A 15,095-nucleotide genomic window follows, 5' to 3' on the forward strand; every position below is an offset into this window, starting at 1 on the left:
TAGAGCTGATATTATCATGATCCCCAAGGTTGGTAAAGAAGATAAGGCTATTATTATTGAGTACAAGATCGCCAAAAATACAGAAGATTTAGCCTTGGTAGCCCAAATGGGATTAAAGCAAATTATAGATAAGCAATATGATGTAAAGGTTAAAGAATATTCTTACGTCAAAAAGATCATTAAACTTTCTCTAGCTTTTTGTGGTAAAAATATGGATTTACAATATCAGGTTACAGAGCTTTAGTAATAGACTGTAAGCGTTTGAATAATCAGTAATTTTATGTCTATCGTGGTTTTGAAATTGTCCACTACGCCCCGCCATTTTTGTACAAGTTGTCGTTTTTTCAAAAATATCGAACGGGAAACGTAGAGAGGTCTCAAGTTTTTTGCCCCTTAGTTTGAGGTTCTGAAATACGAAATTTATCATTTTGCGTTTTTGAGGGCTTTCAGAACCTTTGAAGGTTTCATAGGCTTCAGAAGCTAGAGTTATTAGCATTGTAGCCGTATCAGTAAATTTATCGTCTGCTTCCTCATAAACTTTAAGTAAACGAGCAATTTCATATTGACGATCTTTTAATTGTTGTTTCTTTGCTTGGAATTCTTCTTTGCTTAGTTCGCTGCTTAATCTTAAATCAATTAATGAATTTAGTTTATTTTCATTTTCTGTATGTTCTTTCTTTAAAGTGGCCGTCGCTTGCCCATGCTCATCTTTTTTTAGCTCATTTGTATTTTTTCAATAGGCAAGGGTCTCTTTTAGCATTTCCAGGTCTTTCTTATTACCTATTCTTTTAAAAACCTCTTCTATTTGCTTTAAAACCTCATCTTCCCTTATATATATTTTCTTGTCTAGGTTATGTGGATCCCAAGTAGCTAAATATGTCCATTCATCCACTTCACCATTTGGATATGTTTTACTATGAATTTCAGATGTTACCATTTTGCCAGTTACTGCACAGGTGATTAATCCTCTAAAGAGGAAATCTTTCCCACCATATTTGAATGGCTTCTTCTTCCAACCTCAACGTACATCTTTACATGCCATAAAAATCTCTCTTGTTATAATAGGTCGATAACCATGTGACCACATCTCTTCTTTTACTCTCATCTCACCGTAATAAAATGGTTGTTGTATTAAACGATGTATAACTGTTTTATTTAGGTGACAATCCTTTTTACTTCTTAAGCCTAATTCTTTAGCCATGTTTACCATAGACCTAAGAGTATACATTCCTGTTGCATATTCTTCAAAGAGTTACGCAAATTGTTAAATCTTGTCTTTTCGAACCTAAAATTAAAAGACGGAAAGCTAAACTTGATGCTACGTCCACCGTTTGATGCATTCGTAAAATGCACTAAAATCGGAGAATGGCTGGGGCGGATGGATTCGAACCACCGAATGACGATACCAAAAACCGTTGCCTTACCACTTGGCTACGCCCCATCATTAAGTACTAGTGTATAAGTGTACACTTAATATATACAGAGCTTATAACAACAAACATTTCTTGAGTCAAATATTCTTTTTAATTTGACTATTCTTAATACGATTTTTATTGGTATTGTAGACATAAAATTAGCTTTTTGAACAGGCTAATACCAATTGCAATAATTAACACGGTGTATTTATCCAATCTCTATACATAATTGATTTTACTAAATCTACATTATGAGCAAGTTGATTCCAAGCGTAATACCAATTGCAATAATTAACGCAGTGGTCTAAGATGGGTTTTTAACTGATAAAAGGTACTCAAATGGCTAGGTTAATATTACCACAAGGTTTTCATGGTCATGATTTTATAAAAATGATGAAACATGAGCCGCACGGTCGAAATCGTATACGTTTATTGGTGATGTATCACCTTCAATTAGGCAAATCTTTTAAAGCCATATCTGAAATAGTGAAGTCACACTGGAAAACTGTGCAATCATCGCTCAGAAGATTTAGGAATCATGGTTTTGAAGGATTATTTGAATCACAAAGAAGCGGTGCCCCTAGGAAGATTAACACTATACAAGAATCTACTCTTTTTGATAAAATCAATACGCTCAGTAAAAGTAAAACTGGTGGGTATATAACTGGAAAAGAGCTACATATCATGTTAGTTGAGGAATATGGTGCTAAATGTGCTTTAAAAACAGTCTACAATACTATGCACCGCCTTGGTTTTAGCTGGATTACTTCTCGTTCAATGCATCCAAAATCAAATCAAGAGACTCAAAATAGATATAAAAAAACTTTCCAGACATGTTAACAAAATTATTAGCAAAAAATATCGATAGATGTAAAGTTGATATATGGTCTCAGGATGAAACTAGAGTTGGGCAACAAGGTAGCTTAACTCGTATATGGGCTAAGCGTGGCACTAGACCCCGTAAAGTTCGGCAACAGCAATTTATTTCAACATATATTTACGGAGCTGCTTGCCATGAGACAGGAGAAGCTTGTGCATTAATTTTACCATCAGGTTGGCACACAGCCAAAAAACTAACTGTGCCAAGCAATATCACTTTGATACCGCTTCCGCCCTATGCACCGGAACTTAATGCAATGGAACAAGTTTGGGAATGGATTAAAAATCATTTCTTGTCTAACCAATGTTATGGTGTATATGAAGATATCGTTACTATGGCTTGTTACGCTTGGAATCAACTTGCTCATAATGTAGATTTAGTAAAATCAATTATGTATAGAGATTGGATAAATACACCGTGTTCATTATTGCAATTGGTATTATTTTAAGTCATGAGACAGTAAGATTTTGGTGCAATAAATTTGCGGTTTATTTTCAAGATGTTATCAGAAAGCGAGAGAGGAAACCAACTGATACATGGCATTTAGATGAGATGAATATTAAGATTAAAGGCGAGGTATTTATATTATGGAGAGCTGTTGACTCTGAGGGGCATGAATTAGAAGTATTACTGCAGAAGCATCGTAACAAAAAATCAGCTATTCGTTTTTTATCAAAATTATTGGGTCATTATCCAGCTCCAAGAGTAATTGTTACTGATAAGCTCAGAAGTTACATTAAGCCGATTAAGCTTATGTGCCCTAAAACTGAGCATCGCACTCATAAAAGACTAAATAATCGTGTTGAGAATGCTCATCAACCAACTAGGCGCAACGAGAAGATATTAATTAAATTTAAGCATCCTAATTCAGCCCACTGTAAATTATCACTGATGGGAAAAGTCAGAAATATATTTGCCGTAAATGTTGGAAGATATAGTAAAACAGCAATTGAGCAAAGAATTGCATTTGCATCAGCTAAATCCATTTTGGACGAAGGCACTCAAAGACTTCTTGCTGCCTGAAATCTAAAAATATAGCTCTTTTTGATACTATTTTACTTAACTTGACGGTGCCTTATGGTGTATATGAAGATATCGTTACTATGGCTTGTTACGCTTGGAATCAACTTGCTCATAATGTAGATTTAGTAAAATCAATTATGTATAGAGATTGGATAAATACACCGTGTTAATTATTGCAATTGGTATCAGATATGGCTTTAAAAGATTTGCCTAATTGAAGGTGATACATCGCCAATAAACGTATACGCATTTCGACCATGCGGCTCATGTTTCATCATTTTTATAAAATCATGACCTTCAAAACCTTGCGGTAATATTAACCTAGCTATTTGAGTACCTATTTATCAGTTAAAAACCCATTTTATAACACCGTGTTAATTATTGCAATTAGTATAAAAGAATAATTTTTATAAAAAATTATAACATCTTTTCTAATATGTGTTAGAATCCGATATAGGTAAGCAATTATTTAAAACTAATGGATAAGCTGTTAAATTCTGTTCAAGAATATATTAAGTCTGGTGAATATTTTGTTGATGCGAAAAGATGGTATAATTTTGAATATATATATCCACTTGTACACAGAACATTTTTGTTGATATTTAGTGTAGTTCTTTTTGTATTATTTCTAAGTGTGGTGATTAATTTTGAGACTTTATTACCAGTAAAGCGTCAGGTGAGATACGCAATTAGTGCTAAATCCCTTAAAAGTGTAACAATAACTAACGCTAATCATATTAAGCATAATGCAATTAATTCTATTGCAGATATTATGATTAGAAATTACGTTATACATAGAGAATCATATGACTATGACTTACTTCGTCCTCAGTATATATTTATGCAAAATAATTCTACGCGTATAATATTTAGACAATTTGCCAATTTTATGAATATTGACAATCCATCGTCTCCAGTTATGCGTTACCAAAAGTCCTTAAAGCGTTCTGTTAATATATCATCAGTGGTTTATCATAAAAATAATAAGGCTGAAGTTACATTTACATCTTTGGCAAAAAACGCTTCTAATGATATTTTAGAAAATATGGTGTGGCAAGCTACAATAAATTTTGAAATAGATGCAATTAATATACATCTACCGCCTAACTCAAGATTTAATTTTGCTGTTACTGGTTACAAACTTAAGTTAATAGAAGATAAAAGTAAAAAAATAAGATGAAGCAACTAATAATATTTTTTATAGCAGTATTTTTTGTAAATACTGCGTTAGCCGTTAGGGAATCTAGACCAATGCCGATTGATAGTAGAATCAGGGTAATGGTTTATAGTCCTGATGATGTATTTAAGTTTACTGGATATTATGGTTATCAGGCTAGTATAGAGCTAGCAAATGATGAAGAAATAGTTAGTATTTCCATGGGAGATACCACTTCTTGGCAAATAGTACCAGCGGGGCATAGGATATTCATTAAACCGATGGAACAAGATGCTACAACTAATATGACGCTTATTACTAATAAGCGAACTTACTTTTTTGAACTATATGCTACAGAAGCCTTAGATATGAGAGATCCAGATATGGTTTTTAATTTAAGGTTTATTTATCCTGATGATGAAAATTCTGGAGATCACTTACAAAATTACGTTACATCTTCAGCTAACCTTGATTTATCGCATCCTGAAAAATATAATTTTAATTATTCCATAAGTGGTAATGAATCGATTGCACCAATTAAAATTTTTGATGATGGAGTGTATACTTACCTACAATTCAGAGATAAAAATGCTGAGTTACCAGCTATTTTTGCAGTTGATGAAGCTCTTAGAGAGTCGATGGTAAATTATAGACTCTCACAAGATAACGCTAATATGGTGATTATTGAACAAGTATTTCACAAGCTGTCAATACGTCATGGTAAAAAAATAGTATGTGTGTTTAATGAAGCATTTAAGCCGTATTAATTAAGTTAAGTAGCAATGTTTTTAGAAACTATATATATCTCAAAAATTTTATATTTTTTTACACTACTAGTGTTAGTTAGTGGTTTGTTTATAATGCTAACCAGTGATAATTATGTTCGTAAAATTATTGGGCTTAGTGTAATGCAAAGTTCGGTGCTAATTTTTTACCTTATGCTTGGTAAGGTAAGTGGAGGTATTGTACCAATTGAACGTACAACACTACATAGCTATTCAAGTCCACTCCCTCAGGTGTTAATGCTCACGGCTATTGTTGTTGGATTTGCTACTTTATCATTGGGTCTTAGCTTGATTTACCGTATTTCTAAGCAATTTAATACTATATCAGAAAGTGAGATTAATTTTAGTGAAACGACTAATGATCGAAGTGAATGACATTAATTAAACATTTTCCTGCTTTGCAAGTATTGCTGCCATTTTTTGGAGCGTTATTCTCAATACTCACTTTTCGCTATAGGCTTGCCACTCGAATTATAGCAGTTATTTCGATTGCACTAAGTTTATTTTTAAGTATTTGTGGTTTATCAGCAATTAATAAAGGTGCGGTGTCATATGATTTTGGTGATTGGCATGGTCCTATAGGTATTGAATATAAGCTAGATTATCTGAACCAACCTATAATCATCTATATTAATTGCGTATTATTATTTTTTCTAATTTTTTGTAACAAATTGCTTACAACTACCGTACTTAAATTTATTGATAACAAAAGGCAATCGTTATTTTACGCAGTTCTATTATTTGCCCATAGCGGCTATCTTGGTATATTAAGTACTAATGACCTCTTTAATCTTTATGTATTCATTGAAATATCTTCATTAAGTACCTATGCACTAATGGCACAGGGTAATAACCCCAAGGCTGTCATCGGTGCTTTTGATTATCTGATGCTCGGTACGGTTGGGGCAACTTTGATATTAATAGGCATTGGATTTTTATTAAGCAGCATAGGCAGCCTTAATATGTTAGACGTTTCAATGCTTCTTAAGACGCATTATGACTCCAAAATAGTGATGTTAGGCATTAGTTTTTTTCTGATTGGCTCTATACTAAAAACAGCTTTTTTCCCTATGCATTTTTGGATGATCAGAGCCTATAGTTCAGCTGCTCCGGTTATTCTGACATATCTTGCTAGTATATCCAGTATAATTGGTATTTATATAATCTTGCGGTTCATTCATTTTACTATTGATTACAATGTGATCATTAAGTATCTATCAAATTTTATCAGCTTAATCGCTTTGATAACTACTACTTTATGTACATATTTTGCTTACAGAAGTCAAAAAGTTAGAAATATTGTTATATATTCTTCGGCGGTACAAATTGGTTATATGTTTTTGCTTTTAGTTATTCCTAGAGGTGAATCACTGTTATTTCCCTTTTTGTTTGCTGATAGTATTAATAAGATTGCTTTATTTCTGATCATTGCTTATTCTGATATTTCGAAACCGTTGAATATGTTATGGCGGGTCTTGGTAGTTTTGAGCCTAATTTGCAGTTGTGGTTTGCCAATAAGTAGTATGTTTTTCATTAAGCTTAGTATTTTTGAGTTGTTGGTTGTGGAAGATATGTGGCTAGAGTTTGTTATTATTGTCATAAGTTCTGCTATGTCGTTACTTTATCATTATAAAATTGCCAAAAAACTATGTTGGGATCACTATGATTATACACAATTAAAATCGAACACTAAGTATTGTGGACTAATTTTTATTAGTATAATACAATTTTTTCTACCAATATTCTTAAACCAATTACAAATATTAGGGGGACAGTAATGTACCCTTCTGTTACCCCTAGTTTTTTGATTTTATCAACTTTACTGCTAGCTATACTAAATTTAGTTACTCCCTTTATTAGTAATAGTGATAATAATACGCGTAACTCCTTATTAATTACTATTAGCAGCTTCTTTTTTGTCAATATTTTAATTATTGATTGGTTATTTCTGAAAGGTGTAAAAGCAAATCTGTCAATAAACATATATGGTAATTTTTCTATAGGGCTGCATTTAGAAGCACTCAGTCTCATTTTCTTAACTTTACTGAGTTTCTTATGGATTTGTGAGTTAATTTACACCACCAAATATTTGGCAATTAATAATATTGATAATTCCAGTCGTTTTCTATTCTTCATTAATCTAAGTGTGTTATCTGGTGGGATGGTAGCATTATCTTCAAATCTTTTTACTATGTTTATTTTTTATGAAATATTAACATTATCAACTGCTCCATTAATTGGTCATAGTGGTGGAGATAAAGTTATGGTCGGGGTCTATAAATATTTAAAAATATTGATGATCTCGGGGATATTACTATTCTTGCCAGCCTTAATAATTATTTATGCTAAAGCAGGGCATGGTGATTTTACATCACAAGGTTTTATCGAACATTATTTTTCCAGGAATCAAATAATAATTTTATTATTAATGTTTATTTTTGGCATATCGAAGGCAGCCTTATACCCTTTGCATCAATGGTTACCAGCAGCAATGGTAGCACATTACCCAGTAAGTGCCTTACTACATGCGGTGGTAGTGGTTAAAACTGGGCTTTTTTGTATCTATAAGATTCTGATATATATTTTTGGTCTTAAATATTTACAATCTATTTTTGCAGAATTTAATTGGATTCTTTTCTTTCCTATTATCACCATATTTTATAGTTCCTTTAAAGCCTTAACTAGTGATAATATTAAGAAGATTCTAGCCTATTCTACGATTAACCAGTTAGGGATAGCTTTATTGAGTAGCTTCATGTTTACCTCAAAATCTATAGGAGCTTCTATCCTACATTTATCCTCACATTCATTCACTAAAATCTGTTTGTTTTATGGGATGGGAAGTATTTATATCTTAAAGAAAACTAACCAAGTCTCTGACCTGATCAATGCTGGTAGAGAAATGCCAAAAACTAGCCTTATGGTACTTATTGCCAGTTTATCCTTAATAGGCATTCCTCCTTTTGGTGGTTTTATTAGTAAATTTTATATTATGTTAGCTGCTGCAGAACAAAATCAAATATTAGTTATGGTAGTACTAGCTTTAAGTACGCTGTTCTCTGCACTGTATTTAGCAAAGCTGATAATATTTATTTATAAGCCTATTGATAATAATTCAAAAATATTTTCTATAGAAAATAAATTACCTAATTCTATGCTATTGAGTTTAGTTATATGCTCGTGCATGGTGGTATTATTTTATTTTATACAGATTTTTATTAAGAAGTTTTTTGTATTTATAACTTGAATTCGTGGTGATAGAATTGATGTCATTCTCGCATATGCGGCAATCTAAAGAAATAGACAGGAAGGGTGTTTTAGACATTCTATATCTAGCACCAAAACAGGGGTGCTAAAATAACTTAACACAAATATAAAGGAATCAGATGAACATAACTTATATTTTATTAATTATTACAATAATTATTGCATTGTTTCATAGAGATAAAAAGTTTTTATACATAAGCATCATTATAACAAATATTGTAGGATTATCTCAGGGCGTAATAAATATCGTTGGATTAACTTTGTTGTGTTGCTTTAGTATAATGACATACTTATATTTTCACCTTAATAATGTCAATAAAGTTTTAAAAATTCTATTCTTTATAGGAATATCCTCTTTCATAGCTGGATTTGCTTTTCATTTAATACCAGGCTTCTTTAATATATTAGTTTTAAATAAAGTCCAGCTTTCTGAGTTGTCACGTCCATTTTCTATGTTTTTAAATTTTGACAAGACTATGTCTGCACTAATACTCTATATCTATAAGTAATTTTTATATTTTAGAGAAAACTATAGATGTAAAATCTTTAAAACAAACAGCTTGTTTTCTTTTACTTTGTATTGCAGGAGTTTTAATCCCTGCTTTTATTAGTGGATATGTAAAATTCGATCCGAAGATACCAAATGTGTTATTGATTTGGGCAATTAATAACTTATTCTTTGTATGTATGGCAGAGGAAGTAATTTTTCGTGGATTCTTACAGAATACCTTAAAAACTTTATTAGAACCACTTGCAGGATTTAATATTTTAGGGATAAGAGGTAAAAATGCTCATATTATTATTGCATCTTTTATATTTGGTTTAGCTCATTTTCAAGGGGGTAGCATTTATATAATATTAGCCACGATTTGTGCTTTATGTTACGGATATACTTACGATAAAACAAATAGGATCATATGTGCAATGATGGTGCATTTTGGATTAAATTTATTCCACTTAATGTTATTTAGCTATCCTGCTGCAAATATATAAGTCAGGTTAACCTATCTCTTCATCAAATTGAGGCTAAATAATGAGAAATGCATTTTATAAAATATTTTATATTATTGTAATAATCTATCCTATAGTTGTTGGCATATTATTAATTAACAACAAAGATGAGATGGTAGTTAATCTATACAATAATAGTTTTGTTATTAATTTTAGTAGTGAAAATAAGTTAATAGCACTTGCTTTTATTGTTGTAACGCTGGCTACTAACTTATATGCCATAAGTAAAAACAGAAAATTTGAGGTAGTTATAGGTAGCCTATATTCAGCTAGTTCTTTGGTCTGTTTATTTGCTGGGGATTTTGTTTCGCTGTTTGCTTCTCTAGAAATGATGATGATATTTGCTGCTTTGTTGATTTTTCATGGCAATTACAAAAATAGTGTTAGAGCAGCAAGACAATATTTGCTTACCCATCTTATAAGTGGTAGTCTTATTTTAATAGGGATTAGTTATATAATTACTCACACCTCTAGTTCACAAATTATTTCTTTTACCTCATTGATAGAAAATCAAGAGGCTGGTTTTATATTTTATGCTCTAATACTTTGTGGTTGTTTGATTAATGTAGCTAGCATACCTTTTTCTGGATGGATTGTTAATTGCTATCCATTTGCTTCAAGCTCAGGGATGATATATTTAACTAGCTTTACTAGTAAAATATCGATAATTATACTCCTTAAACTATTTAGTGGCTTAGAAATACTTAAATTCTTTGGATTATTAATGATTATATATGGCGGGGTTTATTCTTGCTTAGAAGATAACATCAAAAGATTAGTAGGTTATCTTACTGTTTCTCAGCTTGGATTCATGCTAATTGCTATTGGCACAAAATCTCAACAAGCAAATTTAGGAATCATAGTTTTTCTTTTTGTCCATATACTGTATAAAGCTTTATTTTGTTTATACGTTGCTATATTAATAGACAAAGAAAAGATAGAAAATTGTTCTGAAATAAAAGGAATTTACTCGCCCAAAAGTCATTTGTTGTTTGTTAGTTTAATAGTTAGTGTATTGTTCATTATAGCCTTGCCTCCTTTTGCTAGTTTTGTTACCAAAATTGTTGTAACCAATGCTTTGGAGCAAGATATTAATTATTATGCTATTTTCCTACTCAAGATTGTCACATGCATTGCTTTATTTTCTGCGGTTAAATACAAATCTTTGATTAGTGGTTTTTACCTTAAGTTAAATATTCTAACTAAAGTTAGTTTATTTGTCATGCTATCGTTTTTATTAGCAACTAGCTTTTGTTTAGAAGAAGGTTTGAAACTAGTATGGTCATCTTATCCTATTGAAATAATTGATACAAATTGGTTGGATTTAGTAAAACAAATGGTACCTATAGTAATAGGTATAATATTCGCCTTAGTTCTTAGTAAAACGATTTCTAGGCGTTTAACTACCAACATAAATTTAGACTTATTTCAGTTTATTGAAAATAATATTCGTCGTATTTATTCTAAATATCACTTAGTGGGGCAGGGGTTTCATGATAGACTAGGGGCGGAGTACCCTGTTTTTAAGAGAGTAGAAAAAAATACTTTACGTAAGATGAAATCTTGGCATAATCAGTCAACCGGTTTGTTGGTAGTAATGATATTATTAATTATTTTTACCATATTATTGATTACAAGTAGTAGAGGAGAATAAAATGAAGCCACCCATAGCTAATAAGATCGATTATAGCTTTACATTGCACGGTCAGAAAATTACAGATGAATATCACTGGCTTAGAGATATCAAATGGCCTAATGTTAACGATAAAGAAATCATAGAATATTTACAGGCAGAAAATAAATATTCCGAGCAATTTTTTCAGCCGTTACAAGAAGAAAAAGATAAAATCTTTGAAGAATTAAAAGTCAGGATTAAGCTTGCTGATCAGTCAACTTATGTAAAAAAAGATAATAATTATTATTATACTAGAACTGAAGAAAATACCGAATATCCGATATATTGCCGAAAGATAGGGTCAGTAGATGCTTTGGAAGAAATTATATTAAATATCAATGTTCTTGCCAAAGATAGTAAATTTACTGATGTAGGGCAAGTAGCCGTTTCTCCTGATCATACTTTACTAGCTTATAGTGTTGATTTTACCGGTGATGAGAAATATACAATTAAAGTCTATAATTTAAAGACCAAACAATATCTACCAGATGAAATAGATAACGTTAGTCGCCATATAATTTGGCATGAAGGTTTGAAAGGATTCTTTTATATGCCGATTAATGAGAATTCTCGTTGTGATAAATTAATGTTCCACTCTTTAGGTGATGTAATTTCCAATGATAAGTTAGTACATCATATAACAAATCCATTATATCAGTTGAATGCAGGCAAATCATCTAGTCGACAATATATTTTTATTGATATTTCTGGTCATAATGAAAATGAAATATATGCTATAGAAATGAGTGATCATAGCTTCCAGCCTAAACTTATTAGAGCTGCAAAGGATGGGATTTTTTATAATGTTAAGCATAATGGTGATAATTTTTATATTAATACCAACGAGGGGGCAAAGAACTTTCGTATAGTATTAGTAAATGTACATAATTTTCAAAATGATTTATGGAAAAATGATTATATACCGGAAGACTCGGATAAATATTTGTCAAGCTTTGCCATCACTAGAAATTATTTGATAGTTAATTATCGTGATCAAGGATTACCAGTTATTAAAATAAAACATCTTAAAGAACAGGATGAAAAAATTATCCACTTCCCAGATGCTGCTTTTACTGCCTCAGCCATGTCTACTAACTTTGATGAAGATGATATTCGAGTAAATTATTCTTCACTTGCTAGACCAAACACCACTTATAGTTATGATTTTAATAGTGAGCAACTGTCAATATTGAAAGTACAAGAAATCCCAAGTGGCTTTAATCCTGAAGAATATAGGGTAGAAAGGATATTTGCTGATAATGATGGGGTTAAAGTACCAGTTACCTTATTATATAAAAAATCGTTATTTAACAAGGATGGAAAGAATCCTTTATATTTATATGGCTATGGTTCATATGGTGTTAGCATACCAGTATCCTTCCGGAATACAGCTATTTCTCTTGTAAATCGTGGATTTGTCTATGCCCTTGCCCATATTAGAGGGGGAGATGATCTCGGGCATGATTGGTATGAGGCTGCCAAGTTCCTCAATAAAAAAAGAACTTTCGATGACTTTATTGCGGTTAGTAAAGAGCTAATTAAAGAAAAATATACTAGCCAGGGTAATATAGTAATTTGTGGTGGAAGTGCAGGGGGGATGTTAATTGGTGCGGTCATTAATAAACAGCCAGAATTATTTAAAGCGGCACTTGCCCATGTACCTTTTGTTGATGTATTAAATACTATGCTCGATGAACAATTGCCGTTAACCACCGGTGAGTTTAAAGAGTGGGGGAATCCTAAAGAATTAGAATATTTTAACTATATCAAGTCTTATTCTCCGTATGATAATATAAAATCCCAAAATTACCCAAGTCTATTTATCACTGCTGGAATCTCTGACCCTAGAGTTGGCTATTGGGAAGCGGCTAAATGGGTAGCAAAGATTCGAGCAACAAAACTCGACGATAATATATTATTGCTAAAAACTAATATGGATTCAGGGCATAAAGGTTCTTCTGGTCGTTTCGATCATCTAAAAGAAGCAGCTGATGATATAATATTTATATTTAGGGTTTTTGGTATAATCAATTGATTATATTAAGATTATTATTAACCAGCTATTGACTTGTATTTTTATAAATGGTAACATGAGATTTATGATTTACACAATAAATAGATCACTTAATTTAGAGGATTTACAATGACTAATAGTACTGCCCAATTTGTAGATTTTATGAAATTCTGAATCCAGAAGTTTACATAAATTCCGTAAAAAACTTACCTGTTATGGATTTTTCTGCTATGTCAGATACTATCAAGAAAAGTACTAAAATACTTACTACAACAAATCAGATTGTTACTGAATCACTGCAGTCTATGATCCAAAAAAATTCAGAGGATTTTCAAAACAATGCTATAAATATGCTGAATTCTACACAAGATGCAATAACTTCTGGAGATTTAAACCAAATAGCCGAATGTCAGCAAAAATACCTTAAGTCGACTTGCGAAACTTCAATCAATAACATTAAAGAGTTTGTCAGTATGGCATCTGATATTTCAATGAAAATGTTTGATGCCATAAATAGTATGACAGGAGAGATGACTAAGACTTGTGATAACATAAAAAACAAAGCTTAAGAATTATTAAAGGGTATATTTTATAACTTAAATACGCATAAATTAAAGAGCTAACTAAAGATAGCATTACAATACAACTCACGAGAACCTTAGATTATAGAAATGTCAAAAGATAATTTAGATACTGACAGAAATACCGATAATAAATTTGTTGAAACAGAAGAAGAAAGAGAAAAACGACTGGATCGTGAAGAATCAGCTAGGAAACTAAAGGCAATTCTCTTTGTATTTATACCGCTTTTAGTTGGTTTCCTAACCTGCACTTATTTCTTTCTTAATTCAATAGAAGAAAAAAGTAAACTACTAAAAGAACAAACAAGTCAAAATATATCAACACCAAATAGCTCAGCAAAATAGGTGGATTTGGCTAAAGAAATTAATTTATTAGTTGAAAGGACAACATAAGGCTGTTTTCAGAAGTGATACATTTCAGAAGTGATACAGGTTGCACTTATCATCTTATACTCAGCTAGAACTGCAAGAATTAAGGTCTCGCGACCTAAATATTTCAGCTGCTCCGTTACTCATGTACGCCACGCCACTCGACTTTGCTAATGCTACCTCTTTTTGAAGTTATACTATCGTCTATCAACTCTTGAAATCATAGTAGTATATAGAAGCATAGTACCCTACATTTATATAACCACTATTAAAATGGCTGCTGATCGTCTATTAGCGAGGAGTCGCGAAAAAGCGGCGACGCGGCAATCTAGGATACGCGAAGCGTTACTCTAAAAAAACAGCTTCGCTGTTTATACCAATTGCAATAATTAACACGGTGTTAATTATTGCAATTAGTATAAATTCTTAGAAGAGCTTTCTCGCAGTATTCAAGGCAACCGACATATAGCTTTACTAACGGATAATGCAGGTTGGCACACAGCCAAAAAACTAACTGTGCCAAGCAATATCACTTTGATACCGCTTCCGCCCTATGCACCGGAACTTAATGCAATGGAACAAGTTTGGGAATGGATTAAAAATCATTTCTTGTCTAACCAATGTTATGGTGTATATGAAGATATCGTTACTATGGCTTGTTACGCTTGGAATCAACTTGCTCATAATGTAGATTTAGTAAAATCAATTATGTATAGAGATTGGATAAATACACCGTGTTAATTATTGCAATTGGTATAATACACATATATCAAGCCAGTTTTTACTTACGTCTAGACCTATTATTTTATTCATGATATAATCTCCTTCTTCTTATTGTGCAAGGCTGCTCTTTTTAAGACCACCTTCTGCAATTTGTTCAAGGTAAACTACCAAAAAGAGGGTACTTATTCTCTTAGCG

At 31.7% G+C, this 15,095-nt stretch carries 16 protein-coding genes, 1 tRNA gene and 2 pseudogenes; 16 read left to right on the forward strand and 3 right to left on the reverse strand.

Features of this window, described 5'->3' with window-relative positions; translation table 11 throughout:
• Positions 1–16 precede the first annotated feature (16 nt).
• On the forward strand, positions 17–244 hold the full coding sequence (locus tag ACFE3K_RS02960; RefSeq protein WP_375359298.1) for a PD-(D/E)XK nuclease domain-containing protein: 228 nt from the start codon (positions 17–19) through the stop codon (positions 242–244).
• Positions 245–733: 489 nt separating this feature from the next.
• Here ACFE3K_RS02960 and ACFE3K_RS02965 read toward each other — a convergent pair whose 3' ends face one another.
• The 3 genes and pseudogenes from ACFE3K_RS02965 to ACFE3K_RS02975 form a co-directional block, all read right to left on the reverse strand.
• Positions 734–937 (reverse strand): hypothetical protein, encoded by a 204-nt coding sequence (locus tag ACFE3K_RS02965; RefSeq protein WP_375359299.1) that lies wholly within the window; start codon positions 935–937, stop codon positions 734–736.
• A gap of 81 nt (positions 938–1,018) precedes the next feature.
• Positions 1,019–1,237: pseudogene (locus ACFE3K_RS02970) on the reverse strand (recombinase family protein); the annotation flags it as partial.
• Between the two features lie 129 nt (positions 1,238–1,366).
• Positions 1,367–1,441 (reverse strand) — tRNA-Gln (locus ACFE3K_RS02975).
• Positions 1,442–1,754: 313 nt separating this feature from the next.
• On the opposite strand from ACFE3K_RS02975, the gene ACFE3K_RS02980 reads away from it, so the two are divergent.
• From ACFE3K_RS02980 to ACFE3K_RS03050, 15 genes and pseudogenes are all read left to right on the forward strand, one after another.
• Complete coding sequence (locus ACFE3K_RS02980) at positions 1,755–2,255, forward strand: helix-turn-helix domain-containing protein (protein WP_375359300.1); 501 nt, start codon at positions 1,755–1,757, stop codon at positions 2,253–2,255.
• Positions 2,249–2,743: a transposase gene (locus tag ACFE3K_RS02985; RefSeq protein ID WP_375359301.1), complete on the forward strand. Its 495-nt coding sequence runs from the start codon at positions 2,249–2,251 to the stop codon at positions 2,741–2,743. The genes ACFE3K_RS02980 and ACFE3K_RS02985 overlap by 7 nt, the downstream gene beginning before the upstream one ends.
• Positions 2,713–3,318 (forward strand): IS6 family transposase, encoded by a 606-nt coding sequence (locus ACFE3K_RS02990; RefSeq protein ID WP_375359302.1) that lies wholly within the window; start codon positions 2,713–2,715, stop codon positions 3,316–3,318. Before ACFE3K_RS02985 ends, ACFE3K_RS02990 begins: the two co-directional genes overlap by 31 nt.
• Positions 3,319–3,359: 41 nt before the next feature.
• Positions 3,360–3,488, forward strand: coding sequence for a hypothetical protein (locus tag ACFE3K_RS02995; RefSeq protein WP_375359303.1), 129 nt, complete (start codon positions 3,360–3,362; stop codon positions 3,486–3,488).
• 308 nt (positions 3,489–3,796) lie between these two features.
• The gene (locus ACFE3K_RS03000; RefSeq protein WP_375359304.1) at positions 3,797–4,498 is read left to right on the forward strand and encodes a VirB8/TrbF family protein; all 702 of its coding nucleotides are present in this window, start codon (positions 3,797–3,799) and stop codon (positions 4,496–4,498) included.
• Complete coding sequence (gene virB9, locus ACFE3K_RS03005) at positions 4,495–5,241, forward strand: P-type conjugative transfer protein VirB9 (protein WP_375359305.1); 747 nt, start codon at positions 4,495–4,497, stop codon at positions 5,239–5,241. The genes ACFE3K_RS03000 and virB9 overlap by 4 nt, the downstream gene beginning before the upstream one ends.
• 36 nt (positions 5,242–5,277) lie before the next feature.
• A complete protein-coding gene (locus tag ACFE3K_RS03010; RefSeq protein WP_341752284.1) occupies positions 5,278–5,634 on the forward strand; it encodes a Na+/H+ antiporter subunit C in 357 nt (118 codons plus the stop codon).
• Entirely contained in the window at positions 5,631–7,037 is a 1,407-nt protein-coding gene (locus tag ACFE3K_RS03015; RefSeq protein WP_375359306.1) for a proton-conducting transporter membrane subunit, read from the forward strand. Before ACFE3K_RS03010 ends, ACFE3K_RS03015 begins: the two co-directional genes overlap by 4 nt.
• Entirely contained in the window at positions 7,037–8,506 is a 1,470-nt protein-coding gene (locus ACFE3K_RS03020; protein ID WP_375359307.1) for a proton-conducting transporter membrane subunit, read from the forward strand. Before ACFE3K_RS03015 ends, ACFE3K_RS03020 begins: the two co-directional genes overlap by 1 nt.
• Before the next feature lie 665 nt (positions 8,507–9,171).
• A complete protein-coding gene (locus ACFE3K_RS03025) occupies positions 9,172–9,519 on the forward strand; it encodes a CPBP family intramembrane glutamic endopeptidase (protein WP_375359308.1) in 348 nt (115 codons plus the stop codon).
• Between the two features lie 40 nt (positions 9,520–9,559).
• Complete coding sequence (locus ACFE3K_RS03030) at positions 9,560–11,191, forward strand: proton-conducting transporter membrane subunit (protein WP_375359309.1); 1,632 nt, start codon at positions 9,560–9,562, stop codon at positions 11,189–11,191.
• 1 nt (position 11,192) lies between these two features.
• On the forward strand, positions 11,193–13,247 hold the full coding sequence (locus tag ACFE3K_RS03035; protein ID WP_375359310.1) for a S9 family peptidase: 2,055 nt from the start codon (positions 11,193–11,195) through the stop codon (positions 13,245–13,247).
• 194 nt (positions 13,248–13,441) lie between these two features.
• On the forward strand, positions 13,442–13,795 hold the full coding sequence (locus ACFE3K_RS03040) for a phasin family protein (protein WP_375359311.1): 354 nt from the start codon (positions 13,442–13,444) through the stop codon (positions 13,793–13,795).
• A gap of 102 nt (positions 13,796–13,897) precedes the next feature.
• Positions 13,898–14,152: a hypothetical protein gene (locus ACFE3K_RS03045; protein ID WP_375359312.1), complete on the forward strand. Its 255-nt coding sequence runs from the start codon at positions 13,898–13,900 to the stop codon at positions 14,150–14,152.
• A gap of 456 nt (positions 14,153–14,608) precedes the next feature.
• Positions 14,609–14,917: pseudogene (locus ACFE3K_RS03050) on the forward strand (transposase); the annotation flags it as partial.
• Positions 14,918–15,095 lie beyond the last annotated feature (178 nt).

The sequence above is a fragment of the Candidatus Tisiphia endosymbiont of Neophilaenus lineatus genome (assembly GCF_964264975.1).
In the GTDB taxonomy this organism is placed as follows: domain Bacteria; phylum Pseudomonadota; class Alphaproteobacteria; order Rickettsiales; family Rickettsiaceae; genus Tisiphia.

Bases quoted from the DNA above. Each gene is read 5' to 3' on its own strand.
- ACFE3K_RS03045 (WP_375359312.1), top strand. From the start codon at position 13,898: ATGTCAAAAGATAATTTAGATACTGACAGAAATACCGATAATAAATTT.
- ACFE3K_RS02980 (WP_375359300.1), top strand. From the start codon at position 1,755: ATGGCTAGGTTAATATTACCACAAGGTTTTCATGGTCATGATTTTATA.
- ACFE3K_RS02965 (WP_375359299.1), bottom strand. From the start codon at position 937: ATGGTAACATCTGAAATTCATAGTAAAACATATCCAAATGGTGAAGTG.
- ACFE3K_RS03020 (WP_375359307.1), top strand. From the start codon at position 7,037: ATGTACCCTTCTGTTACCCCTAGTTTTTTGATTTTATCAACTTTACTG.
- virB9 (WP_375359305.1), top strand. From the start codon at position 4,495: ATGAAGCAACTAATAATATTTTTTATAGCAGTATTTTTTGTAAATACT.
- ACFE3K_RS03035 (WP_375359310.1), top strand. From the start codon at position 11,193: ATGAAGCCACCCATAGCTAATAAGATCGATTATAGCTTTACATTGCAC.
- ACFE3K_RS02985 (WP_375359301.1), top strand. From the start codon at position 2,249: ATGTTAACAAAATTATTAGCAAAAAATATCGATAGATGTAAAGTTGAT.
- ACFE3K_RS03030 (WP_375359309.1), top strand. From the start codon at position 9,560: ATGAGAAATGCATTTTATAAAATATTTTATATTATTGTAATAATCTAT.
- ACFE3K_RS03040 (WP_375359311.1), top strand. From the start codon at position 13,442: ATGGATTTTTCTGCTATGTCAGATACTATCAAGAAAAGTACTAAAATA.
- ACFE3K_RS03015 (WP_375359306.1), top strand. From the start codon at position 5,631: ATGACATTAATTAAACATTTTCCTGCTTTGCAAGTATTGCTGCCATTT.
- ACFE3K_RS02960 (WP_375359298.1), top strand. From the start codon at position 17: ATGATCCCCAAGGTTGGTAAAGAAGATAAGGCTATTATTATTGAGTAC.
- ACFE3K_RS03000 (WP_375359304.1), top strand. From the start codon at position 3,797: ATGGATAAGCTGTTAAATTCTGTTCAAGAATATATTAAGTCTGGTGAA.